The sequence below is a fragment of the Streptomyces sp. NPDC002851 genome (assembly GCF_053591935.1).
In genome coordinates, this window is the sequence record NZ_JBSFUT010000046.1 from 15601 (window position 1) to 38008 (window position 22408).

Sequence of the window (22408 nt, forward strand, 5' to 3'; positions counted from 1 at the left end):
CAGGGCGGCCGTGGCAGGCGGTTGCGGCGCGAAGTCGGGCCCGGGGCTGATGTTCGTCTCGCTGGGGTCGATCATCGGATCAGGCTGGCTCTTCGGGGTGCTCGCGGCCGCGCAGATTGCCGGACCCGCCGCAATCCTCTCCTGGATCATCGGCATGGTCATGACGGTGATGATCGCCCTGACCTACGCCGAGGTCGGCACGATGTTCCCGCACAGCGGTGGCATCGCCCGCTACCCGCACTACTCCGTCGGCTCGTTCGCGAGTTTCAACCTCGGCTGGGCGAACTGGCTGGGCGTCGCAGCGACGGCGCCTATCGAGGTGCTCGCGACCGTCCAGTACGCCACCAGCTACCTTCCGTGGCTGGAGCGCATAGAGGACGGCGTGCCCGTCCTCACCGGTGCGGGACTCGCCGTCTCCATCGGGCTCATGGCCGTGTTCGTGGTCGTCAACGCGCTCGGTGTGCGGTTCTTCGCGCGGGTCAACAACGTCCTGGTCTGGTGGAAGATCGGCGTCATCGTCGTCCTGATCGTCGCGCTCTTCGCCGCGTCCTTCAACACAGACCACTTCACCGACCACGGCGGCTTCGCCCCGACCGGCCTCAGCGGCATCTTCGGAGCCATCACTGGTGGCGGCATCGCGGTCGCCTACGGCGGGTTCCAACAGGCCATCGGGCTCGCGGGAGAGAGCCGGAACTCCCAGCGGAACGTACCCCTGACGGTCATCGGCTCTCTCCTCATCACCGGCGTGCTCTACATCGCCTTGCAGATCGCCTTCATCGGAGCGATCCCCACGTCCGTCCTCACCCCCGGAGGCTGGAGCACGGCCGGCGCGCACCTTGGCTCCGCAGGCGAAGCCGTCGCACAGTTCGGCCCGCTCGCCGCCGTAGCCTCGGCGCTCGGGATGGCCTGGCTCGCCCAACTCCTCTACCTCGACGCGATCGTGTCCCCGGGCGACACCGGCATGATCTACGTCGGTACCACCGCCCGTATGTCGTACGCGATGGGCCGCAACGCCAACGCGCCCGCCTCCCTTACGAAGCTCAGCCGCACCGGCGTGCCCTGGGTCGGACTCGTGCTCGCGTTCGTCGTCGGCTGCGTGTTCTTCCTGCTCTTCCCCGGCTGGCAGAAGCTGATCGGCTTCCAGGTCGCGGCGACGCTGATCTCTTTCGGTTCCGGACCCGTCGTACTCCTCGCGATGCGCAAGCAACTGCCGCACATGCCAAGGCCATTCAAGCTGCGGGCGCCGAAAACGGTGGCCTTCCTCGCGCTGTGGGTGTGCAACCTGATCATTTACTGGACCGGCTGGGAAGTCACCTGGAAGATCATGCTGGTCATCCTCGTCGGCTTCGCGTTGTTCGCCCTGGCCCGCGCACGCACCACGGGCCCGCGGCCTCCCGTCGACCTTCGCTACGGCTGGTGGATCCTCCTCTGGCTACGTGGGGATCACGGTGATCGCCTACCTCGGCACGTACCCCGCCGTCGACGAACAGGCCGGAAACCTGGGCGTGTTGGGAACCGTGCCCGCGCTTCTCGCGCACGCCGCGCTCGCCGTCGTCGTCCTGGCGGTGGCGGTCCGTATCGCTCCTGCGACACCACTGCTCGACGGAACCGCCGCCGACGAAGCTCCGTCCACGGCCGACCCCTCCACCCACTGACGCTGATTCCAGCAGAAGGAAGTGTGCCCACGATGACCTCGCACCGGACCGCCCTCGTCGGCGGCCATGTAGTCCCGATCACCGGCAGGCCCATCGAGCGGGGAACGGTCCTCATCGCCGACGGCCGCATCGAAGCCGTCGGCGACGCGAGCCAGCCGGTCCCGGACGGCACCGAGACCGTCGACGTGAGCGGCCGGTGGGTGCTGCCCGGATTCGTCGACGCCCACACCCATCTCGGCACCCTCGAGGACGGTGAGGGCTGGGCCGGGGACGACCACGACGAAGGGGTCGAGCCGGTCACGGCGCGACTGCGCGCGCTCGACGGCATCAACCACGCCGACCTCGCCTTCCGCGACGCCGTCGCGGGCGGCGTCCTCGGCGCCGGAGTGAACCCCGGCTCGTGCAACCCGATCGGCGGGCAGAGCGTGGCCCTGCGTACGTACGGCGGAGCCGTCGAGGACCGGGTGCTGCGGCAACCTTGCGGACTGAAGTCGGCACTGGGCGAGAACCCCAAGAAGCACTACGGCGCACAGGGCAGGATGCCCAGCACCCGCATGGGCGTCGCCGCCGTGATCCGGCAGGCCCTGGCCCGCGCCCGCGACTACGACCGGAACAAGGCCGGTGACCAGTCGGCCGACCTCGACATGGAGGCCATCGGGCTCGTGCTACGTGGCGAGATCCCCTGGCGCCAGCACGTCCACCGGGCCGACGACATCGCCACCGCCCTGCGCCTGGCCGAGGAATTCGGCTACCGCCTCGTCATCGACCACGGTACGGAAGCGGCCGGACTCGCCGACGTGCTCGCCGCCCGGCAGATACCCGTCGTCCTCGGCCCGCTGATCGTCGGCAGGGCCAAGACCGAACTGCGGAACCGTTCGCTGAGGACCGCCGGCCTGCTCGCGGCGGCCGGAGTCCGCATCTCCATTGCCACTGACCACAGCGTTGTCCCCATCCAATTCCTCGTCCACCAGGCGACGTTGGCTGTTAAGGAGGGGCTCGACCCGACGACCGCTCTGGAGGCCCTCACCATCAACCCGGCAGCGGTGCTGGGGGTGGACGACCGTATCGGCTCCATCGAACCGGGCAAGGACGCGGACCTGTGCGTATGGACCGGAGACCCACTGGACGTCATGCAGCGCGTGGAGAGCGCGTACGGCCGAGGGCGCCGCATCTACCGCTACGACCACGAGCGGCGGGTCGGACTGTTCGACGACCACACGTGGACACCCTGACCGGACTCCCCAGCCACAGCCCTGCGCACCACAGGTCCAGAACACAGGCGGTCGACCATGGCACAGCAAACGATGGGCAACTCTCCTTCCACGACAGCGCTCCACGCCGACGTCCCCGCGGCGCACGACACGAGCCTCGCCGCCCTCCTCGAACTGGTGGGGCCCCAGCTGCTCCATGTGGCGTGTGCGCCGCCCGGAGCGGAGGGGCAGGTCACGGAGCCGGTCATTCACGACGTCGGCGAGCGCGTCCCCGAGCAGCCTGGCGGCGTTCTGCTCGCCGTGGGCGGCTCACCTACCAGTCTCGCGACCCTGGACGCTATTCGGCAGGCGGGCGCACGCGGCTATCGGGCCCTCGTCCTGAAGGCCCGGGGCCAGGACATCTCCCCGGCCGTCGAAACGGCGAACGCGGCAAGGATCTGTCTGTTGATCACCGCCGACGACGTCCCCTGGCGGTACCTCGACGCGCTGATCACCTCGGCCGTCGGGGCCTCGGCCCTGGCCGGGGCCCCGGCGTACACCGCGGTCCCCACGGGTGATCTCTTCGAGCTTGCCAACGCGATCGCCTGTTGCGTGGGCGGAGCCACCATCGTCGAGGATCCCCGCGGCCGGGTACTGGCCCACTCCAGCCTCGCGCACCAGGAGACCGACGAGGCCCGCCGACTGAGCATCCTGCACCGGCAGCCCCCGTACCGCTCCGGCGGCGCCTCGGAGTACGAACGGGTACGGCAGAGCCGGGGTGTGGTGCGGCTGCACTCGACGGAGCCCGGCCGCTGTGACCGCCTGGCCGTCGCTGTCCGCGCGGGCGGCGCCGTGCTCGGTCTGGTGTGGGTGCTCGACGGGGTCCCGCCGCTCGAAACGGGAGCCGAGCAGGCACTCGAAGAGGCTGCGAAGGTCTCGGCGATGCACCTCGTCCGGGCCCGCGGTGTCCGGCGGGCCGGACAGTGGAACAGGGCAGTTGCGCTCACAGCGCTCCTGGAGGACCGGATCTCGGAACAGGTCGCCGCTGAACAGCTCGACTGCCCGCCCGAGACCTCGACGACGGTACTGGCCATCGGGCCTGCGGGCGCCCACGCGCAGCTGCGCGGCCTCGACCACGAGCGGGTCGTCGACCTCATCACCCGGTACTGCGAGGCGCTCCATCCGCGGGCGGTGTGCGCCACCTCGGGTGACACGGTCTACGCCCTCGTACCGGCTCCCGAGGGAGGAGGGCTACCGGTGACGCGGCTGACCAGGTTTGCCAATGACGTAGCGCACGCCGTGCACCGGACGATGTCGCTGCCCGTCCACGTCGGTGTGGCCGGCCCCGCGCTGCGGCTCGGCGGCGTCGGAGCCTGCCGCCGCATCGCCGACCGCGTGCTCGAAGCGCTGGCGGACGACGCCGAACAGACCGGGGTGGCGACGATCGAGCAGGTGCACAGCCGGGTCGTCCTGCTGGAGCTGCGGGAACGCGGAGCCGGTGCGTTGGACCTGCCCTCGGATCCGCTCCAGGAGGTCCTGGAGTACGACCAGCGGCACGCGACCACCTACGCCGAGTCGCTCCTCGCCTACTTCGACGCCTTTGGAGAGGCCGCGAAAGCCGCCGCCGTCCTGTCGATACACGAAAACACGCTGCGCTACCGCATCAAACGCATCCACGAGCTGTTCGGGCTCGACCTGAACGACGCCGAGACCCGACTCGTGACGTGGCTGCGGCTGCGGCTGCGTCGGCTCGGCGTATGACGACAGATCTCACTCATCTCGGAACTCACTCCACATTTCATTTTATAACTGGTTGCACAAATCATTTCAGAGGAGATTCCCGTGCTGGAACAAACCCGCTATGCGATGAACGACATCGCGCACGTGCGCAGCCTGATCCGCGCGCACGGCTGGGCGACCCTGATAAGTCACGTGCCCGATTCAGGCCTGGTCGCCTCGCACCTTCCCTTGATCCTCGATCCGGAGCGGGATGATGCCACCGTGGTCGGCCATCTCGCGAAGGCTGATGCGGAGCTGCATCAACTCGGGCAGCATGGCACGCTGTTGATCATCGAGGGACCTAACGGATATGTCTCGCCCAGCTTCTACGAGGCCGAGCCCTATGTGCCCACGTGGAATTTCCTGGTGGCGCACCTGCACGGACTACCGGAAATCCTGGCCGCGGAGGAGGCGTTCGAGGTACTTGAGGCCACCGTCGACCACTTCGAATCCGGACGGCCCAAGCCCTGGGACATGTCCGGGGTCCAGGAGTACGCCCATCGGATCGCGCCGGGCGTCACCGGATTCCGGTTCACTCCCGACCGTGTGGTGAGCAAAGCCAAGGTAAGTCAGGAGAAGCCCCGCGAGGTCGCCCTGCGGGTGGTGCGAGCACTCGACAGCGGTGACGATTTCCATCGCAATCCGGCGCTGGCGGAGGCCATGCGAAAGGTGCTCGGCGTCGACGACTGAGGTTTTTTCCTCGTTGCTGCGAGCGGCAACTTTCGGCGGCGACAGGACTTGTCTTGTCGCCGCCGACGCACAACTCGACGAGGTAGGCAAGGCCCTGTGCTGGGCACCAAGGGAACCCCGGGAAATAGGTAGAACTCAACGAAGAGTTGTATGGCGACTGTCGCCAGGATGGTCTGCATGAATACGTCGCCCCCGGGCAGTCCGTATGAATTTCCCGTCGTCGACGGGCACAACGACCTTCCGACGGCTCGGCCGATCCCGGCGACCGCCCTCGAAGAAGGAGATCGCGATGGCTCAGATACAAGAACTGCGGCCTGAACTCGGGAATGTCCAGTTCCAAGCCCAGGGAGCGGAACAGGACCTCCTTGGGAAGATAGAAGACAAGATCAACTCGGTCTTTGATCCGATTGCCACCGGACTCGGAGACTTCGTCTTCGGAGAGGTGTCGCTGTTCGGGATCAACTTCCCTTGGATTGTGGCCTGGCTCGTCGTCGCCGGTGCGGTCTTCACCCTCTACTTCGGCTTCATCCAGGTACGCGGGCTCAAGCTGGCCTTCCAGGTCCTCCGTGGCAAGCACAGCAAGCCTGACGACCCGGGCGAGATCACCCACTTCCAGGCACTGACCTCGGCCCTATCCGCAACGGTCGGGCTCGGCAACATCGCCGGTGTGGGTGTGGCGGTCACCATCGGCGGTGCGGGCGCCACCTTCTGGATGGTGCTCTGCGGCCTGCTCGGTATGAGCACCAAGTTCGTCGAGTGCACGCTCGGTGTCCGCTACCGCGACCGGCACCCCGACGGCTCCGTGTCCGGCGGCCCCATGCAGTACCTGAGCAAGGGCGTCGCGGAGAAGCTGCCCGGAGCCACCGGCAAGGCCATCGGCAAGACCCTCGCCGCGCTCGCCGCCGTCATGATCCTGTCCTTCGGGATCCCCGGCGGCAACATGTTCCAGGCCAATCAGGCCGTCACCCAGATCCGCAACATCACCGGAGGCGACGACGGTCCGCTCGCCGGCGACGGGGCGGCACTGATTCTGGGGATCGTGCTCGCCGTCATCGTCGGCGCCGTGATCATCGGCGGCATCAAGTCGATCGGCAAGGTGACCAGCCGTCTGGTCCCCTCCATGGCCATCATGTACATCAGCGCGTGCGCGATCGTCATCCTGTTCAACATCACCGCCGTCCCGTCGGCCGTGGGCGCGATCTTTGAGGGGGCCTTCACCGGCGAAGGCGTGGTCGGCGGCGTGATCGGCGCGCTGATCGTCGGCTTCACCCGCGCCGCGTTCTCCAATGAGGCAGGGCTGGGAACGGCCCCGATCGCGCACTCCGCCGTGAAGACGAAGTACCCGGCGACCGAGGGCCTCGTCGCACTGTTCGAGCCGTTCATCGACACGGTGGTCATCTGCACGATGACCGCGCTGACCATCGTCATCGCCGACAGCCAGGTCTGGAACGAGGCGAAGGCGGAGTACGTGTCGAACGGCGCGACCGCGGACGGCGTCACGGTCACCTCCTCGGCCTTCGAGACGGCACTCCCCTGGTTCCCGTACGTCCTCACCGTCGCCGTGGTGCTCTTCGCCATCTCCACCATGATCACCGCGGCCTACTACGGTCAGAAGGCCTGGACCCACCTGTTCGGCAGGAGCAGGACCAGCGAGCGCATCTTCCAGCTGATGTTCTGCGCGTTCATCGTGATCGGCGCAGTGCTGAGCTTCGGCAGCGTGCTCGCGCTCACCGACGCGATGCTGTTCCTGCTCTCGCTGTTCAACATCATCGGCCTCTATCTGCTCGCCCCCTTCGTCAAGCGGGAACTCGCACGCTTCCAGCAGTCGCTGCGCTCCAACGACGACGACAGGGAATTGGCCGCGGTGGAAGATGGGATAGCGGTCACCAAGCGACGGTGAATGGGAAGGGATCGGGTCAATGCCCGTGCGGCACGGGCATTGACCCAGTCTTCAGCAGCAACTGAAGGTAAGAGAACAGGTATTGGTGCGGATCGGTCCCATCGCTCAAGGGACTGAGTCACCGTCAACTCCCTCTACCTGCCCTGCTGCTGTCCGTTCTGGCCATGGGGATCGGTGTGATCGTCAACGCCGTATCCCCGGACAAGGCGTTTGTCTACATCACCTCGGTCAGCGACTGCGCCGTGCTGTGGACCTGGTCCGTGATCCTCATCGCCCACCTGCGCTACCGGTCCAAGGCGCGCGCCGGACTCCTACCGACCACCGACTTCCGGATGCCCGGCGCGCCGGTGACCAACTGGATCACCCTGGCCTCGATCGCCTTCGTGATCGTCCTTATGGCCACCTCGGCGGACACCAGGCTCGGGCTGTACGTGTGGGCGGTATGGTTCACGATCCTCACGATCGGACACCAAGTCGTCAGACGGCGCGAACAGCAGTCGGCACTTGCCCAGCAGTAAGGACCAACGCTAGCTCGTAGGCCCGTTACCGGAGTCGGACCGAACGCGAGGTGGCTGAGCCCCGGCTTGTTGGCCTCGTGTCGCGCGTCAACGACGAGGCCGGGCAGGTGACCGCAACCGCCCTCAGTCGCTGCGCCGCCGCCCCGGCACGCTCCCCGTGCTCGCTGCCCGCAGCCCGAATGCGGTCGTGACCTCGTACGACGCATCCACCCACCTGAAAACCCCCGACAACACAACAACTGGGGACCTCGGCGGCCTCGCCATCAACGATCCCTCGAACCCATGCTAGGAGTGATTGCCCGATGACCGGATTCATCAGCGTCCGAAACATGGTTCACTGGATCTCCAAGCAGGGGATCGCCCCGATCCTGACCGGCCTGGTCGACGCCATAGAGCAGGACTTCCGCCGTTGGCCGGCGTTCGATAAGACGGAGCGCGTCGCGAGCCACACTCCGTTCGGCGTCATCGAACTCATGCCGATCGCCGATCCGGACCTCTACAGCTTCAAGTACGTCAACGGACACCCGTTCAACCCGGCCCGCGGGTACCAGACCGTCACCGCGTTCGGCGTCCTCGCCGACGTACACAACGGCTACCCCGTATTCGTCGCGGAGATGACCGTCCTCACTGCGCTGCGAACCGCCGCGACGTCGGCTAGGGCCGCGCGGGCCCTCGCCCGACCGGACTCGGCAGTCATGGCGATGATCGGCGCCGGAAGCCAGTCCGAGTTCCAGGCGATTGCCTTCCGGGAGGTTCTCGGCATCCAGGACCTCAGGGTCTACGACACCGATCCTCGGGCCGTGGAGAAGCTCGTACGCAACCTGGCCCCACTCGGATTCGACATCCAGGTCTGCACCGCCGGCCCGGAAGCGGTCCGCGGCGCCGACATCATTACAACCTGCACGGCGGACAAGGCGCTTGCAACGGTCCTGTCCAGCCCAGACGTCGCTCCGGGAGTTCACGTCAATGCGATCGGCGGTGACTGTCCGGGCAAGACCGAACTTGACCCCGCGATCCTGCGCCGAGGGACTGTCTTCGTTGAGTTCGAGCCGCAGACCCGCATCGAGGGAGAGATCCAGGCGATGCCTGAAGACTTCCCGGTGACTCATCTGTGGAAGGTTTTGACGGGTGGGGTCGCCGGTCGGACCGGCGATGACCACATCACCATTTTCGACTCCGTGGGGTTCGCCATCGAGGACTACTCCGCACTGCGATACCTGCGTGAGAGCGTGAGCGGCACCTCGCTGTGTGAGGAGATCGACCTCGTCGCCGATCCGGAAGATCCCAAGGACCTCTTTGGCTTTGCGCTGACCCCCAGCCCGGTCGGCTGAGTCGGCGAGCCGAGTTGGCCCGGACGCCGTATGCCTGGCCGCCGGCGATCCGGGCCCTTGTCCCACCCACCGTAAGCCACCACCTGGACTTCGACACGGTGTCCGGATCTTGAAGGGAAGCGGTTCCGCAGTCCGGGACGGAGACTCCGGAATCGCCCTCGGTAGCAACGACAAGAACGCCCCATCCGCGTGAAACGGAGCGATGGGGCCTGACAGCCTCCGCGCCCATTTCTGAGTCAGCTGATTCTTGAGGTCGCCTCGGCGCGGAAAACGGACGTGGCTTGAGAAGGAGATAGCGTGCTCAACGAAGAGTGCAGGTTCGCGCCGCCCGCTGACCTGGCCACACGTGCCAACGTCACGGCAGAGGCGCCCGATTCAGGCCTCGTCGCCTCGCACCTTCCCTTGATCCTCGATCCGGAGCGGGATGATGCCACCGTGGTCGGCCATCTCGCGAAGCTGATGCAGAGCTGCATCAACTCGGGGAGCACGGCACGCTGTTGATCATCGAGGGACCTAACGGATATGTCTCGCCCAGCTTCTACGAGGCCGAACCCTATGTGCCCACGTGGAATTTCCTGGTGGCGCACCTGCACGGAATACCGGAAATCCTGGCCGCGGAGGAGGCGTTCGAGGTACTTGAGGCCACCGTCGACCACTTCGAATCCGGACGGCCCAAGCCCTGGGACATGTCCGGGGTCCAGGAGTACGCCCATCGGATCGCGCCGGGCGTCACCGGATTCCGGTTCACTCCCGACCGTGTGGTGAGCAAAGCCAAGGTAAGTCAGGAGAAGCCCCGTGAGGTCGCCCTGCGGGTCGTGCGAGCACTCGACAGCGGCGACGACTTTCATCGCAATCCGGAGCTCGCGAACGCCATGCGAAGGTACTCGGCGTCGACGACTGAGGTTCTTTCCTCGTTACTGCGAGCGGCAACTTCCGGCGGCGACAGGACTTCTCCTGTCGCCGCCGACGCACAACTCGACGAGGTAGGTCGGCCGCCCTGTGCTGAGCACCAAGGGAACCCCGGGAAATAGGTAGAACTCAACGAAGAGTTGTACGGCGACTGTCGCCAGGATGATCCGCATGAATACGTCGCCCCCGTGCAGCCCGTATGAATTCCCCGTCGTCGACGGGCACAACGACCTTCCGTGGGCGCTGTGGGAAAGAGCCGGTAGGGACCTCGACAGAATCGACATTCTGCGGCGTCAGGAAAGCCTCCAGACCGATGTCGTACGGCTCCGAGAGGGCTCAGTGGGCGCCCAGTTCTGGTCGGTCTACGTTCCGGGGACGATCCGCGGCCCACAGGCCGTCGCCGAGACCCGAGAACAGATACGCCTGGTGCGCCGGATGTGCGAGCGCTATCCCGAGCACTTCCGGTTTGCCACCACCGCCGACGAGGCGCGCTCGGCCCTCGGCACCGGGCTCATCGCCTCACTCCTCGGTGCCGAGGGTGGGAACTGCATCGACAACTCCATCGAGGAGCTGTTCCAGCTGCGTCGCCTGGGTGTCCGCTATCTCACGCTCACTCATGCCGAGAACGTCGACTGGGCGGACTCCGCCACGGACGTCCCCGCCGTGGGCGGACTCACCGCGTTCGGTCATGACGTCGTGCGCGCGATGAACCGGTGCGGCATGCTGGTCGACCTCTCGCACGTGGCGGTCACCACGATGAACGCCGCGCTGGACACGTCGGAACTGCCCGTCGTCTTCACCCATTCATCCAGCCGCTCGCTGGTGGACAACCCGCGGAACGTGCCCGACGAGGTGCTGACCAGGCTGCGCGTGAATGGCGGCGTCTGCATGGTCACCTTCGTGCCGACGTTCGTCTCCCAGGCTGTCTCCGACTGGTACGACGAGGCGCTCGCGGCCGCCCGCGCGGCGGACATCACCTGGGGCACCCCGGACTCGGCGCAGTTCTGGGCCTCCTGGGGAGAACGGCATCCGCAGCCGCGCGCCTCCCTGCGCGATGTGGCCGACCACATCGAGCGCGTACGCGAGGTCGCCGGCCTCGAACACGTAGGCATCGGCGGCGACTTCGACGGCGTCGGCAGCATGCCCGACGGTCTGGAGGACGTATCCCGCTACCCGGATCTGATGCGGGAGCTCGCCGACCGTGGGTGGAGCAGGAACGAACTGAATGCCCTCACGAGTGAGAACGCCCTGCGTGTGCTGGGCGACAACGAACGCACGGCGGAAGCCGACAATCCCGCATTCGCGGAACTTCCCCTTCGATGAACGGAGTTCGCACATGAATATGCGCTCGACACGGCGTGGCAGCAAGGCAGCGCGCCGCCCCGCAGCCGTCGTGGCTGTGTGCGCGGCATTGGTGGCCTCGACCTCGTGCAGCAGCGGCGATCAGGCCGTCGGCGCCGGTGGTGACAATTCCTTCTCCGTAGGCGTGCCTACCTCGTACCTGGGGCACTTCCTGCCGGGCCGGGCAGGGGACAGCGGTGTGGCGGCCGCGATCTGGACACCGCTGACCAAGGTGGACACCGAGTCCGGCGAGGTGGTCAACGCGGTCGCCCGGAATTTCGAGACGAAGGACCAACGGCACTGGACCATCGAGCTCAACAAGGACTGGACCTTCCACAACGGCGAACCGGTCACGGCCCAGTCCTTCGCGGACGCCTGGAACGCGACGGCGTATGCGCCCAACACCATGCCCTTCAACTACCTGTTCATGAACTTCGAGGGTTACGACGCACTCAACCCCGCCAAGGGGAAGCCGAAGGCCGAGAAGCTTTCCGGGGTGCAGGTCGCCGGGAAGCACACCCTGAAGGTGACTCTGTCCACGCCGCTCTCGACGTTTCCCGACATGCTGGCCGCGACCCCCTTCGCCCCCATGCCCAAGGCCGCCTTCAAGGCAAAGAACTTCACCGCCTTCGACAAGCTCCCGATCGGCAACGGCCCGTACAAGGTCGCCCCGCCGGGAATCGGCGCCGGTGCCCAGCAGATACAGCTCAAGCGCTACGACGACTACGCGGGCACACCGGGCAAGGCGAAGAACATCACGGTCAAGGCCTTCCAGAGCAACGCCACGGCCTTCACCAGCTTCCGCGCCGGCGCCGTCGACATCGCAACGGTCAACGGCAATGACCTGTCGACCGCCAGCCGCAGCTACCGGGACCAGCTCGTCACCGACGGCTCGCCCGCCGTCGTCTACCTCGGATTCCCGCTGTGGGACGAGCGGTTCCAGGACCGCCGCGTCAGGGAGGCCTTCTCCCTGGCGATCGACCGCCGCGCGATCGTGAAGGCACTCCTGCACGGCTTCGGTGAACCAGCCGACGGCGTGATCCCCGAAGTCCTCGACGGCGGCGGGCGGCCGGACTGCGCCCACTGCTCGTACGACCCGGCGAAGGCCCGGAAACTGCTCGCTCAAGCCGGAGGCTGGAAGGGCTCACTGACCCTGTGGACCAAGCAGGACGCCACGACCCAGACGGTCCTGGAGGCGATCCTCGACCAGATCCGGAAGAACCTCGGGATCAAGAACATCGACCTCCAGGCGAAACCGCTCGACCAGATGTACAGCGCGCTGGGCGCCAAAAAGGTCAGCGGGCCCTTCCTCCTCTACACCGGGGCGAGTTACCCGAGTTCCTACTCTCTGGTCGAATCCCTCTTCAGCAGCACGTCCACGTCCAATGTCACGGGATACGACAGCAAGGAATTCGCCGCGCAGCTCGACAAGGTCAACAGCGCTCCGCCGGAGAAGGCGCCGCACCTCGTGCGCACCGCAGCAAGGACCGCCCTGCGGGACATTCCCTTGGCCCCGGTCTATTACCCGGAGACCGGCCTCGTCCATTCCGACCGGGTGGGCCATGTCGCCATCGACTATCTGGCGGACGCCGACCTTTCCACGGTGACGGTGAAGTGACGACAGCTGCGAAGAGCGGTGCAACTGAAAGGAGGTGTCGCCATGTGTAGATATCTGATCCACCGGGTCCTGATGGTCGTCCCCGTGCTCTTCGGAACCACGTTCGTGATATATGCCGCGGTCTATCTGCTGCCGGGCGACCCCGTGCAGGCACTCGCCGGTCCCGGTACGGTCGTGACCGAATCCATGGCCCAGGCCATCAAGGAACAGCACCACCTGGACGACCCGTTCCTCGTCCAGTACGGCACGTATCTTCTCGGCCTGCTGCACGGCGACTTCGGCGTCGACCTCACGGGCAACAAGGTGGCCGACGTGGTCGCGGCGAGCTGGCCGGTCACCGTTCAGCTCGCACTGACCACCTGGGTGATCGAGGGCATCGTCGGCGTAGGCCTCGGCCTCCTCGCGGCCGCCAGGTCCGGCAAGCTGACCGACTTCGCCGTGCTGGGCGGATCGACGCTGATCCTCGGCGTCCCCTACTTCATCACCGCCTACGTGGCACAGATCGTCCTCGGCGTGAAGCTGGGCTGGCTCCCCGTCTCCGGGGTCACCGACGGTTGGCCGCTCAGCTATCTGGTGCCGGCCGTGTGCCTGGCCCTCTTCGGCCTGCCCCAGATCGCCAGGCTGACCAGGGCGAGCGTGCTGGAGACGATGCGTTCCGGGTTCGTCGACACCGCCGTCGCCAAGGGACTCCGACGCCGCCGGATCCTCTTCGGCCACGTCCTGCGAAACTCCCTCGTGCCGGTCGTCTCCATGCTCGGCGTGAACCTCGGCTACCTGATCAGCGGGACGATCCTCATCGAGGGCATCTTCAACCTGCCCGGACTCGGCTACCAGATCTTCCAAGGCGTCCAGGTCCACAACGGCCCCGTGGTCGTCGGGATCAGCACCCTTCTCGTCCTGGCCTTCCTCCTGGTGAACCTGGTCGTCGACCTCCTCTACGGTGTCCTCAACCCGAGGATCCGCCTTGCGTAGGGCCGGCGGAACAGTGGCAGATCCGAAGAGCGCTGCCGAAGCCGCCCACACCCCGTCTCTCCCGGAGGAACCCGCGGCCGAGCCGACCGCCGCCGCTCCCCGCCGGGCCCCGGTGCTCCGGGAACTCCTCAGTCGCCCCCGGTTCTTCCTCCCGGCGGTCGGAGTGCTCCTGCTCTGCGCTGTCGCCGCGTTCCCCGAGGCATTCAGCGGCTGGTTCGGGCACGGCGACCCCCGTCAGTGCTCCCTCGACAACAACGGCCTCGGCCCACGGGCGGGACATCCCTTCGGCTTCGACATCCAGGGGTGCGACCTCTACAGCAACGTCATCCATGGGGCACGCAGTTCACTGACCATCGGCCTGCTCACCACGGTCCTGACGCTCGCGACGGCCGTCGTACTCGGCTCGCTGGCCGGCTACTTCGGCGGCCCGGTGGACGCGCTGATCAGCCGGGTCATGGACGTGTTCTTCGGGTTCCCGACCCTCATCGGAATGATCGTGGTGCTGCAGGCCTTCGCCGTCCACAGCGTCGTCAGTGTGTCCGTGGTACTGACGCTGTTCTCCTGGCCCATCCTCACCCGAGTCATGCGGGCCGCCGTTCTCGAAACGAGCAGCCTCGATTACATCGACGCCGCACGCAGCGTGGGAGCGGGCCCCGTCCGCATCCTCGTCCGGCACGTCGTACCGAACTCGCTCACGCCGGTGCTCGTGCTGGCCGGCCTGAACGTGGCCGCGGTGATCACCGCGGAGTCGGGTCTCACCTTCCTCGGCGTAGGACTGAAAGCGCCGGGGATCTCGTGGGGCATCCAACTCAACGCCGCACAGCAGTACTTCGCCGAACACCTGCACCTGTTGGTGTTTCCCGCCCTCTTCCTCTCGGCTGCCGTCCTGTGCTTCGTCCTGCTCGGCGACGCCCTCAGGGACGCCTTCGATCCGGAGCGACGATGACCACACCCATATGCCAGGAGCGCGATCGCACCTTGAGCTATGCCGAGCCCTCCACCCCGCCGATCCTCGAACTCGACGGGCTGAGCGTCGAGTTCGGCACCGGTCACACCTCCTTCCGGGCCGTTGAAGAGGTGAGTTTGCGTCTCGAACGGGGACGCACCCTCGCCGTCATCGGCGAATCGGGATCGGGCAAGAGCCTGACCGCCCGCTCCGTGATGGGCATCCTGCCGCCCCGCGCACGGATCACGAGCGGCGCGATACGACTGGACGGCACCGACGTGCTCACCTTGCCGCCAGACGAGCAACGCCGGCTCAGGGGACCGCGGTTGGCCATGGTCTTCCAGGATTCTCTTTCCGCGCTCAATCCGGCTGTGCCCGTGGGAGCGCAGATCGCCGAGATGTACCGCGCCCACCGGGGCACGGGGCGGAGCGAAGCGCGCCGTCAGGCCGTCCGCATGCTCGACCGGGTGCGTATCCCCGCGGCCGAACGTCGGGCCCGCGACTATCCGCACCAGTTCTCCGGAGGAATGCGCCAGCGCGTGGTGATCGCCATGGCCCTGGCGCTGGACCCCGACGTGCTTATCGCGGACGAGCCCACCACGGCTCTCGATGTGACGGTCCAGGCGCAGATCATGGACCTGCTCGCCGACATGCAGCAACAGCTACGGATGGCTCTGGTCCTCATCAGCCACGACCTGGGCGTCGTGGCTGGCGTCGCGGACGAGGTAGCGGTGATGTACGCGGGGCGCATCGCGGAAGTGGCCCCCGCGGACGACCTCTACGCAACACCCCGACACCCGTATACCCGCGCCCTGCTCCAGGCCGTTCCGCGCCCGGGAACGCGTGGCCGGCCGCTCACGGTCCTCGGCGGCTCTCCTCCCGATCCGGCCCACATGCCGACGGGCTGCCCTTTGCGCCCCCGGTGCCCGGACGCGAGCGAACAGTGCGCCGAGCCCCCACCCCTCTACGCGATCGGAGGCGGCCGTCTCTGCGCCTGCCACGCCAGCCGAGCGGAGACGAGGGACGGAAGTGTCGCCGATGTCTGAACTCAAGGCAGTGGAACCGGAGTCGGGAGAGGTTCGGAAGGATGTTGCGGCTGACGACGCCGGTGATGTGGCCCTGCGGGCGCGTTCCCTCGTACGCCACATCCCGGTCGGCGGCGGTCTGCTCGGCCGCCGCAACAGCCCCCGGATCAAGGCCGTCGACGGCGTCGACCTGGACGTGGCACGGGGCGAGACACTCGGCCTGGTCGGAGAGTCGGGTTGTGGAAAATCGACTCTCGCCCGTCTCCTCACGGCACTCGACCGCCCCACCTCCGGAGAGGTCACCGTCCTGGGACAGCGCCTCGACACGGCCCGGGGGCGACGCCTGCGTGACCTGCGCCGGCACGTACAGCTGGTGTTCCAGGACCCGGCCACCGCACTCGACCCGCGGATGACCGTCGCACAGCTCATCCGCGAACCCCTCGCCGTCCATCGGGAAGGGTCGCGTACGGACCAACTGCATCGCGTCGACGACCTGTTGAAGGCGGTCGGCCTGAGCCCTGCACACGCCGGTCGCTATCCGCATCAGTTCTCGGGCGGGCAGAAGCAGCGAATTGGCATCGCCCGTGCGCTCGCTCTAAGACCCGATGTGCTCGTGTGCGACGAGCCGGTGTCGGCTCTGGACGTCTCCGTGCAGGCGCAGATCGTCAACCTGATCTCGTCCCTGCAACGGGACTTCGGCCTGGCCTGCCTGTTCATCGCGCACGACCTGGCCGTCGTGGAACATCTCGCCGATCGCGTGGCCGTCATGTACCTCGGCCGGATCGTCGAGCAGGGCGCGGTGGAGCAGGTCTACAACCGCCCCGCCCACCCCTACACCCGGGCCCTGCTCTCCGCGGTCCCGGAAGCCGACCCCGCGCAACCGCGCTCGCGCGGAACCGTGCGCCTGGAAGGCGACGTACCCAGCCCCATCGACCCGCCGTCCGGCTGCCGGTTCCGCACCCGCTGCCCGGCCGCCACCAGCCGGTGCGCCCAGGAGGCACCCCTCCTGACCCCGGTCGTGCAGGAACGCGACCACCGCGTCGCCTGCCATCACCCAGAGCGCTCCAGCGGGGCGGACATCGTCTGACCCCGCAGCGGCCGGCAGTCACCCGCACCGCCGCCGCACCCGAGCGCCCGTCCTCAGCTCCTGGCACAGCAACCGTCACAAGAACGACCACCGCACCACTGGAGAACTCCCCAACATGTCCCTGTCACAGGCCCACACCCCCGAGATCCACCACGCGCACCGCGACGTCACCGGCGGCTGGCTCCGCCCCGCGACCTTCGGCGTGATGGACGGTCTGGTCTCCAACTTCTCCCTCGTCGCAGGCGTCGTCGGCGGCGGCGCCACCGGCGGCACCGTCCTCCTCACCGGACTCGCGGGCCTGGTGGCGGGCGCCTGCTCGATGGCCTCTGGCGAATACGCCTCCGTGTCCTCGCAGACCGAACTCGCCCAGGCCGAAATAGCGGTGGAACAGCGCGAGTTGAAGCACAACCCTGAGGGCGAGCTGGCCGAGCTGACCGCGATCTACGAGGCCAAGGGACTGCGCCCTGAGCTCGCCTCGCAGGTCGCGGAGGAACTGACCAACGACCCCGAGGTCGCCTGGCGCGTCCACACCCGCGAGGAACTCGGAATCGACCCGGACGACCTGCCCTCGCCGTGGACCGCCGCCGCCTCGTCCTTCACCGCCTTCTCCATCGGCGCCGCCGTACCGCTTCTGCCCTTCGTGTTCGGCGCCGAAAGTATTTTCATCACCCTCTTCCTGAGCGCGCTCGCGCTGGTCCTGACCGGAGCCGTCGTCGCCCGCCTCACGGCACGACCCCTCTGGTTCGGCGGCACGCGCCAGCTGGTCCTGGGCGGCATCTCCGCGGCCGTGACGTACGGCGTCGGCCTGCTGGTGGGTGTCGGCCTGTCATGACCGAGCCAGCCACGTCCCGGTTCCACACCTGGCGCCTGCGTACCGTCGCGCTCGCCAAGCAGGTGCCGCGGGACGACTCCACCGGCGAGCTCACCGACGACGGCCGCCTGCGCCGTGACCCGTGGGCCACCGAGATCAACCCCTTCTGTCGCCGGGCCATCGCGCACGCGGTGCGGTTCGCGCAGGACACCGGCGGCCACAGCACTGTCGTCACCATGGGGCCGCCGCACGCCGCGGACGTGGTGCGCGAGTCGATCGCCTGGGGTGCCGACGCGGGCACGCTCGTCAGCGACGGCGCACTCGCCGGCGCGGACTGCCTCGTCACCGCCCATGCCCTCGCCGCCGCAGTCCGGCGGCAGGGGCCCGCGGACCTGATCGTCGTGGGGCGCAGCTCGGTCGACGGCGACACCGGCGCCATCGGCCCCATGGTCGCCCAGCTCCTCGGACTGCCTTTCACCGGTCCGGCCGTCTTCCTGGGCCCCGACGATCTGCCGGAGGATGGCCGGGCGGCCCCGCGCACGCTGCGGGCACGGCTACAGCTCGACGGCGCCATAGAAGACGTGTCCGTCCGGCTGCCCGCCGTGGTGTCCGTGGCCGAGCGGTCCTGCCGCCCCGCGAAAGTGCCCCGCGACAAATGGGTGGGGCACGGCAGGGTCCGGGTGCTCACGGCCGACCACCTAGGGCAGGGTCCGTGGGGCCCCGACCGGAGCCCCACCCGCGTGCGCCGGGTCCGCAGCGCCTCCGGGAGCCGCGAGGGCCAGGTGTTGCGGCACCGCAGCCTGGACCGGAACGTGACCGAGGCGGTCCGTCTCCTCGCCGAACGCGGCGCGCTGCCGCAGCAGCGGGGCGAACGGGCGTCCGCCCCCGTCGTGCCGTCGGCCGCCGCGCGGCCCGGCGACCGGACCGTTCTCGTCGCGGTCGGCGAGGCGAACGGGCGGGCCGCGCGGGCGCTGCTCGGCGAGGCGGCGGCCGTGGCGGACCGGGCGGGAGCCAAGGTGGTCGCCTTGGCGGCCGCCGAGCACCGGGCCCACGTCGCCGGCTGGGGCGCCGACGAACTCCTCACCGCCCACCACTTCTGCGCCGGGCCGCTCGCGGCCGCGCTGACCGAGTACCCTGCGCGCCGCCCCTGGGCCATCCTCGGACCGGCCTCTCCCTGGGGCCGTGAGCTGCTCGCCCGACTGGCCGTGCTGTGGGACGGCGGCCTCGTCAGCGACGTCGTGGGGCTCCGGACGGTCGGCGCAGGCCTGGAGAACGGCCGCCTGTCCAGCCCACTGATCGTCGGCGACAAGCCCTGCGGGACGCACCACATCGCCGAGATCGACAGTGCCTCCTCGACCCAGATCCTGACCGTACGGACGGGCTGCCTCCCAGTACGCACCCCACGCGCCGGACGAGAAACCCTGCCCGTGCGTCACCTCTCGGTCGGCGAGGAGGACGGGGTGCGGCGGCTGTTCCGGGAGGAGGAGGACGACTACGAGGCGCTGGACCGCGCGGAGTTCGTGATCGGGCTCGGCCGGGGCGTGCACCCGGACGACTACGGTCGGCTCAACGACCTTCAGGCCGTGCTCCGGGCGGAGATCGCCGCCACCCGGGCGGTCACCGACGCGTCCTGGCTCCCGCACGCGCGCCAGCTCGGCGTCACCGCACGCGGAATCGCCCCGCGCCTGTACGTGGCGACTGGTGTGTCCGGCAGCCCGCTGCACATGGCGGGCGTGGGCCGGGCCGGCAGCGTACTGGCGATCAACGTGGACTCGGAGGCGGCGGTGTTCGCGCACAGCGACATCGGCATCGTGGGGGACTGGCGCGAGGTGGTCCCGCTGCTCACGGAGGAGATCTCCCGCGCGATGCCGCAGCGGGGATAGCAGGCGAAAGGCGCAAGAGAAGAGGTCCTGTGCAGCCGGCATGGCTGCACAGGACCTCTTTCGCGTGGTCGCCGCGTACGGCTCCCCGCACAGCAGACCTCGAAGAGTCCGGCGGCCCCCATGCCGCCGCCGTTCACGTTGAACTTGTCCGGGGCGATGCCCAGTTGGTCACGGCAGTGCACGCCCTGGGACACGAACGCCTCGTTGAGCTCTCACAGCCCGATGTCGTCGATGGTGAGGCCGCCATGCTGCTTCAGCAGCTTCGGCACGGCCAGGACGGGGCCGACGCCCATCTCGTCCGGGGCGCAGCCGGCCACCGCGATGCCCCGCTAGACGCCAAGGGGTCGTAGTCCGCGGCGGGATGCGGCGCCCGCCTCCATCAGGAGGCATGCGGAAGCGCCGTCGGACAGCTGTGAGGCGTTCCCCGCGGTGACCGTGGTGGCAGGCCGGTTCCCCTCGTCGGCCGCGAGCGTGAACGTCTCCCGCTTCCCGCCCACGAGCCGTGTACTGGTGAGCGCGGAACCGCCAAAGACGCCGGGGCGCCGCTCGTGGCGGTCTCGCCGGCCGACCCGGCGATGACGTACTACACCTCGGGCATGACCGGCTCCCCCAAGGCCGTGGTCCACACCCACCAGGGCATCCTGTGGAACACGCTCCATCAGATCGCCGACCTGGAACTGTCGGCGGACGAGAAGTACCTCGTCGTCCCGTCGTTCTTGTGGAGCGCGGGACTGCACCACATCACGCTGGCCCAGCTGTGGGCCCGGGGCTGCTCGGAGATCCTGCCGACCGGCGGGCGGACCCTGCAGCGGATCGTGGACGCCGTGGAGCGTGCGGGCATCGGCCGCGCCTTCATCGCACCCACCCTGCTCCGGCAACTCTTCACCGAGCCGCATCTCTTGGAACGGCTGCGCGCCAGTCGGCTGACCCGCGTGATGAGCGGCGCCGAACCGCTGCCCGCGAGTGTGACAGACCCGCTGCACGAGGCCCTGCCTGCTGCGCCGTGACGCAGGCCTACGGCATGACAGCGATGCCGCTCATCGCCGCCTTCACCACGCCCGCCGAGGGCCGTGCGCTCCCCCGGGCGCGCGGGGCGGGCCAGCAGCATCGCGGCTCTCGCGGTACGGCGGCCGGACGGCACAACCGCCGGCGAGGGCAGCGGCGAGATCGTCCTGCGCTCCCCGCGCCCACTGCCGGATACCAGGGCAGGCCCAAGGAGGACGAGTCCGCGGGCCGTGACGGATGCCGCATGGCTGCCCCACGCACGACAGGTCGGCGTAACGGCACGAAACATCGCTCCACGTCTGTACGTGGCGACCGGAATGTCGGGCAGTCCGCTACACATGGCGGGCGTGGGACGAGCCGGGAATGTCCTGGCGATCCACTCTGACACTGAGGCAGAGATCTTCGCCCACAGGGACATCGGCATCGTCGGTGACTGGCGCGAGGTCGTTCCCCTGCTCACTGCAGAGTCCGACGTATCTGGGTCGATGGTCCTCCGCCGCGATGAGGTGAGAGCGAGCCTGACGTCAACTCGCATCAGCTGAGTTCAGCTCATCGGCGGACCCCTTTCCCAGAAAGGGGTCCGCTGTCGCTGCGGTGCCTGATGACCACGGCCCTACTCGGCGCGCGACGGTGGGGGCGCCCCAGCTGCCGCCTTCCTGCCAAAACGCCGAAGAGGCTCCTCGGCTGAAAACGAAACCGAGGAGCCTCGCGTTGCACCAGCAGGCACCTATCGAGAGGCCCCGGGACCGAATCGGTCCCGGGGCCTCTCGCTGTCTCGTAGGTGTCAGCCCTTGCGGGTCTTGACGTCTTCGGTGAGTTGCGGGACGACGTCGAAGAGGTCGCCGACGATGCCGTAGTCGACGAGGTCGAAGATGGGGGCCTCGGCGTCCTTGTTGATGGCGACGATCGTCCTGGAGGTCTGCATGCCGGCGCGGTGCTGGATGGCGCCGGAGATACCGGCGGCGATGTAGAGCTGGGGAGAGACCGATTTGCCAGTCTGGCCGACCTGATTGGTGTGGGGGTACCAGCCGGCGTCGACGGCAGCACGGGAGGCGCCGACGGCAGCGCCGAGGGAGTCGGCCAGGTCCTCGATGATTGGGAAGTTCTCGGCGCCGTTGACGCCACGGCCGCCGGAGACGACGATCGCGGCCTCGGTCAGCTCGGGGCGGCCGGTCGACTCGCGCGGCGTGCACGCGGTGACCCTGGTGCCGGTGGCTTGCTCCGAGAAGGAGACCGCGAGGGGCTCGACCGTGCCCGCGCCGGGGGCGGCTTCGATAGGGGCGCTGTTGGGCTTGACGGTGATGACCGGGATGCCCTTGGCGATGCGGGACTTGGTGGTGAAGGACGCGGCGAACGCGGACTGCGTCGCGACCGGGCCCTGGGCGCCGGCCTCAAGGTCGACGGCGTCGGTGATGATGCCGGAGCCGATGCGCACCGCGAGGCGCGCGGCAATCTCCTTGCCCTCCGCGGAGGAGGGCACGAGCACGGCGGACGGGCCGACCGCGGCGTGGGCAGCCTGCAGCGCGTCGACCTTGGGCACGACGAGGTAGTCGGCGAACTCGGCGGCGTCGTTGGTGAGCACCCGGGTCGCGCCGTGCTCGGCGAGCACGGCGGCGGTGTCGGCCGCATGGGCGCCGAGGGCCACGGCGACCGGCTTGCCGATGCGGCGGGCCAGGGTGAGAAGCGCCAGGGTGGGCTTGCGGACGGCGCCGTCCACGTGGGCGACATACACGAGAACTTCAGACATG

19 protein-coding genes are annotated in these 22408 nt (G+C 68.3%); 18 read left to right on the plus strand and 1 reads right to left on the minus strand.

All coding sequences use genetic code 11. From position 1 onward, the window contains the following. Window positions 1-10: 10 nt before the first annotated feature. From ACWD10_RS33615 to ACWD10_RS33700, 18 genes are all read left to right on the plus strand, one after another. Window positions 11-2887, plus strand: coding sequence for an amino acid permease (locus tag ACWD10_RS33615; RefSeq protein WP_451097457.1), 2877 nt, complete (start codon window positions 11-13; stop codon window positions 2885-2887). Between the two features lie 57 nt (window positions 2888-2944). Then, the gene (locus ACWD10_RS33620; protein WP_451097458.1) at window positions 2945-4606 is read left to right on the plus strand and encodes a PucR family transcriptional regulator; all 1662 of its coding nucleotides are present in this window, start codon (window positions 2945-2947) and stop codon (window positions 4604-4606) included. A gap of 81 nt (window positions 4607-4687) precedes the next feature. Further along, window positions 4688-5314 (plus strand): FMN-binding negative transcriptional regulator, encoded by a 627-nt coding sequence (locus ACWD10_RS33625; protein WP_451097459.1) that lies wholly within the window; start codon window positions 4688-4690, stop codon window positions 5312-5314. 289 nt (window positions 5315-5603) lie between these two features. Beyond that, a complete protein-coding gene (locus tag ACWD10_RS33630) occupies window positions 5604-7214 on the plus strand; it encodes an alanine/glycine:cation symporter family protein (RefSeq protein ID WP_451097460.1) in 1611 nt (536 codons plus the stop codon). A gap of 113 nt (window positions 7215-7327) precedes the next feature. Then, a complete protein-coding gene (locus ACWD10_RS33635) occupies window positions 7328-7732 on the plus strand; it encodes a hypothetical protein (RefSeq protein ID WP_451097494.1) in 405 nt (134 codons plus the stop codon). A 302-nt stretch (window positions 7733-8034) separates the two neighbouring features. Further along, window positions 8035-9063, plus strand: a complete 1029-nt coding sequence (locus tag ACWD10_RS33640; protein WP_451097461.1) for an ornithine cyclodeaminase — start codon at window positions 8035-8037, stop codon at window positions 9061-9063. A 297-nt stretch (window positions 9064-9360) separates the two neighbouring features. Beyond that, window positions 9361-9564 carry a hypothetical protein gene (locus tag ACWD10_RS33645; RefSeq protein ID WP_451097462.1) on the plus strand — a complete coding sequence of 68 codons (204 nt, stop codon included), beginning with the start codon at window positions 9361-9363 and terminating at the stop codon, window positions 9562-9564. Further along, on the plus strand, window positions 9561-10094 hold the full coding sequence (locus ACWD10_RS33650) for an FMN-binding negative transcriptional regulator (protein ID WP_451097463.1): 534 nt from the start codon (window positions 9561-9563) through the stop codon (window positions 10092-10094). The genes ACWD10_RS33645 and ACWD10_RS33650 overlap by 4 nt, the downstream gene beginning before the upstream one ends. A 49-nt stretch (window positions 10095-10143) precedes the next feature. Next, window positions 10144-11295: a dipeptidase gene (locus tag ACWD10_RS33655; protein ID WP_451097464.1), complete on the plus strand. Its 1152-nt coding sequence runs from the start codon at window positions 10144-10146 to the stop codon at window positions 11293-11295. 163 nt (window positions 11296-11458) lie between these two features. Next, window positions 11459-12931, plus strand: a complete 1473-nt coding sequence (locus ACWD10_RS33660; protein WP_451097465.1) for a peptide ABC transporter substrate-binding protein — start codon at window positions 11459-11461, stop codon at window positions 12929-12931. Between the two features lie 42 nt (window positions 12932-12973). Next, the gene (locus tag ACWD10_RS33665) at window positions 12974-13903 is read left to right on the plus strand and encodes an ABC transporter permease (protein WP_451097466.1); all 930 of its coding nucleotides are present in this window, start codon (window positions 12974-12976) and stop codon (window positions 13901-13903) included. 13 nt (window positions 13904-13916) lie between these two features. Next, window positions 13917-14849 (plus strand): ABC transporter permease, encoded by a 933-nt coding sequence (locus tag ACWD10_RS33670; RefSeq protein WP_451097467.1) that lies wholly within the window; start codon window positions 13917-13919, stop codon window positions 14847-14849. Then, window positions 14846-15895: an ABC transporter ATP-binding protein gene (locus ACWD10_RS33675; RefSeq protein WP_451097468.1), complete on the plus strand. Its 1050-nt coding sequence runs from the start codon at window positions 14846-14848 to the stop codon at window positions 15893-15895. The genes ACWD10_RS33670 and ACWD10_RS33675 overlap by 4 nt, the downstream gene beginning before the upstream one ends. Beyond that, window positions 15888-16961, plus strand: coding sequence for an ABC transporter ATP-binding protein (locus tag ACWD10_RS33680; RefSeq protein ID WP_451097469.1), 1074 nt, complete (start codon window positions 15888-15890; stop codon window positions 16959-16961). The genes ACWD10_RS33675 and ACWD10_RS33680 overlap by 8 nt, the downstream gene beginning before the upstream one ends. Window positions 16962-17076: 115 nt before the next feature. Then, complete coding sequence (locus ACWD10_RS33685) at window positions 17077-17793, plus strand: VIT1/CCC1 transporter family protein (protein ID WP_451097470.1); 717 nt, start codon at window positions 17077-17079, stop codon at window positions 17791-17793. Continuing rightward, window positions 17790-19655 carry an FAD-binding protein gene (locus tag ACWD10_RS33690; RefSeq protein ID WP_451097471.1) on the plus strand — a complete coding sequence of 622 codons (1866 nt, stop codon included), beginning with the start codon at window positions 17790-17792 and terminating at the stop codon, window positions 19653-19655. Before ACWD10_RS33685 ends, ACWD10_RS33690 begins: the two co-directional genes overlap by 4 nt. A gap of 548 nt (window positions 19656-20203) precedes the next feature. After that, entirely contained in the window at window positions 20204-20662 is a 459-nt protein-coding gene (locus tag ACWD10_RS33695) for an AMP-binding protein (protein WP_451097472.1), read from the plus strand. Window positions 20663-20890: 228 nt separating this feature from the next. Then, entirely contained in the window at window positions 20891-21202 is a 312-nt protein-coding gene (locus ACWD10_RS33700) for an FAD-binding protein (RefSeq protein ID WP_451097473.1), read from the plus strand. 242 nt (window positions 21203-21444) lie between these two features. Here ACWD10_RS33700 and ACWD10_RS33705 read toward each other — a convergent pair whose 3' ends face one another. After that, a complete protein-coding gene (locus ACWD10_RS33705; protein ID WP_451097474.1) occupies window positions 21445-22407 on the minus strand; it encodes an electron transfer flavoprotein subunit alpha/FixB family protein in 963 nt (320 codons plus the stop codon). Window position 22408 lies beyond the last annotated feature (1 nt).